Raw genomic sequence first — 555 nt, 5'->3', positions numbered from 1 at the left:
GTTAATTGTATTATAACACCATACTGGATAAGAATGCAAAATGTTAGTCATTTTCATCAATTTTTAATGAGTAGGTTACATAAATTACTAATATAAATATAATGCAAAAGGTAGTAATAGTAGCTAACCACATTTTATTGTTAATAAAAGGAGAAAGTATATTTATAATAGAAAGACACGTTAAGAAAAAAACGATAAAATTACTCATTTTAACTTTTTGATCAATTTTATGTTGACGCTTACTGTTTATAACGAGAAGATATTGATCATAGATATTTTGTATTTCTTCAAACTCCTTAGTATTCAGAAATTCATTTTCTAATATCTCACGTAATTGTTGAGATGGTAAATAGTTAATAGAGTAACCTTGTATTAGACCTCTAATTAGCATACTTTCTCTATATCTTTGTTCTAAGTCATCAAAGATATCCTGACTATAAGTTTTGTTTGCTTTGAATTTTAAAATTGTTTTTTTAATATATAAATAATTTAACGATGCTAGTATAAAAGGATTATTTACTGCTCTATATCTGAGTTTATCTTTTTCGTAATCTG

General features: G+C 24.5%; 1 protein-coding gene. It reads right to left on the bottom strand.

The window, feature by feature from the left end; genetic code table 11:
• Positions 1–43: 43 nt before the first annotated feature.
• A partial coding sequence (locus DVK03_RS19885) for a hypothetical protein (protein WP_158599097.1) occupies positions 44–555 on the bottom strand: 512 nt, incomplete at its 5' end.

Source organism: Haloferax sp. Atlit-109R, assembly GCF_003665865.1.
Classification (GTDB): Archaea; Halobacteriota; Halobacteria; order Halobacteriales; family Haloferacaceae; genus Haloferax; species Haloferax volcanii.
The sequence above is the reverse complement of the archived record's forward strand: the minus strand, read 5'-3'. Positions and strand labels throughout refer to the sequence as shown.